Origin of the sequence: Clostridium uliginosum, from assembly GCF_900112485.1 — a bacterium.
In the GTDB taxonomy this organism is placed as follows: domain Bacteria; phylum Bacillota; class Clostridia; order Clostridiales; family Clostridiaceae; genus Clostridium; species Clostridium uliginosum.
The window spans coordinates 1-1763 of sequence record NZ_FOMG01000065.1; the positions used below are offsets into that span (position 1 = coordinate 1).

2 rRNA genes and 1 pseudogene are annotated in these 1763 nt (G+C 26.5%); all 3 read right to left on the reverse strand.

The window, feature by feature from the left end:
* Window positions 1-74: ribosomal RNA gene (locus BM027_RS17800) — 16S ribosomal RNA — on the reverse strand; the annotation flags it as partial.
* A 596-nt stretch (window positions 75-670) separates the two neighbouring features.
* Window positions 671-816 (reverse strand): annotated as a pseudogene (locus BM027_RS18630) (family 1 glycosylhydrolase); the annotation flags it as partial.
* 730 nt (window positions 817-1546) lie between these two features.
* Window positions 1547-1663: ribosomal RNA gene (gene rrf, locus BM027_RS17805) — 5S ribosomal RNA — on the reverse strand.
* Window positions 1664-1763 lie beyond the last annotated feature (100 nt).

The window sequence follows — 1763 nt, forward strand, 5'->3', positions numbered from 1 at the left end:
CTTCATCGCTCGACTTGCATGTGTTAGGCACGCCGCCAGCGTTCGTCCTGAGCCAGGATCAAACTCTCATTAAAAAGTTTAATCTTAGCTTACTCTAAAAAGAATTGCTGGTTTACTTAAATGTATTTATCTATATTCTGTTCAATTTTCAAAGACCATATTCTTTCGCTTTCAACATTACGTTGTCGGCTTTTGTTTTAACTTGTCACTCTCAAGCGACTTTCTTAGTTTATCACTTGGTTTAGATCTTGTCAACAAGTTTTTTTTAAGCTTTCAAACCGTTCTTTCCAGAATGTTTTTCTCAGCATTTAACTTGTTGTCTGCATCTCTCAGCGACGTGTTTTATCTTACCATATCCTTCTATAATCATTCTTTATGTTTACCTTGTTTTATCCGTTTAATACTATAATACTACAGTTTTCTTTTTTTTTCGTGATAATTTTACCATTGATACACTAGGCGTAGTATTTGTTTGTATTTACAAATACTACTGTTATTTACATACATTTTCTTAGTTAATACTTTTAAAAAACTAAATATAATATATAAAACCACAAAAAATTTACAAACTTACAATGATAATTATTTTGTATAGTTGCATCATATTTATTAGAATATAAAAAAACGTTGTCGTATAAAATCATTTTCAGACGCCATCTTGTTATTTCAATTAAAGAATTTCTCCATTTGTCTTTATTACATTCTTGTACCAAAAGAAATTTTTCTTTCTTATTCTTTTTAAATCTTTTCACTTCTATTTACATATATAAATATATATATTTTTTTTAATCCTTCATGTGTGCTTATAAGATCTATTAATAATTAATTAATATTTTTCCAATCATTGCTATCTATTTGTATAAATTTAATATATCCTTTACTCTAGGATCTAATACCCCATATTCATTTAAATCGAGTATATACTTTATTATTATATAAATTCCATTTATATTTTTCATTTTTGATGAACATTTTAAGCTTTTACTAGCATTTCATAATTAGTATTCATCCTTATTACATTTAAGTATAGTTATATTTATACTACATTCTCTACACATGCCCACTTCCTTTTTAAATAATTTATAATATTATTTTATCAGCTTCTTTAAATGAATTATTCTAATTAACAGATTAAAAAGTGTTAATTTACGACTTTTTTAATTTATACTTTATTTTTGTAATTTTTTCTATATTTATATGATGTTATGTTATATTCTTCTTTAAATGCAGTTATAAATGACTTAATATTTAGAAATCCATTATCTAATGCAATTTAAGTTATAGAGTAATCAATTTTTATTAAACTTTCATATATTCTATCTCTATGTTTTTTAGTTTGGCTATGTTTTAACAGAGTGTTGATATTGTTATATAATAGCGAACTGGCATTGAAATTTGTTTTGTAGAACCCCTAATGAAGATTTGTACTATTTTAACATCATCAAGATTCTCATAATTCACTTTAAGAAAATCATATTATATAAGCATCGTTATTTTTTTGCACAAAAAAAAGAGATAGTTATAAATAACTATCTCTTTTATGCTTACCTGGCAACGTCCTAGTCTCCCACACAGTCGCCCATGCAGTACCTTCAGCGCTGTAGATCTTAACTGTCCTGTTCGGAATGGAAAGGAGTGTTACTTCTACGCCATCATCACCAGATTAATTGAAAGAATTGTTCTTTCAAAATTGCACATAAGTTTGAGTTTCCTCTAATGTATATATTTACTTAATTAATTATTGGTCAAGCCCTCGACCTATT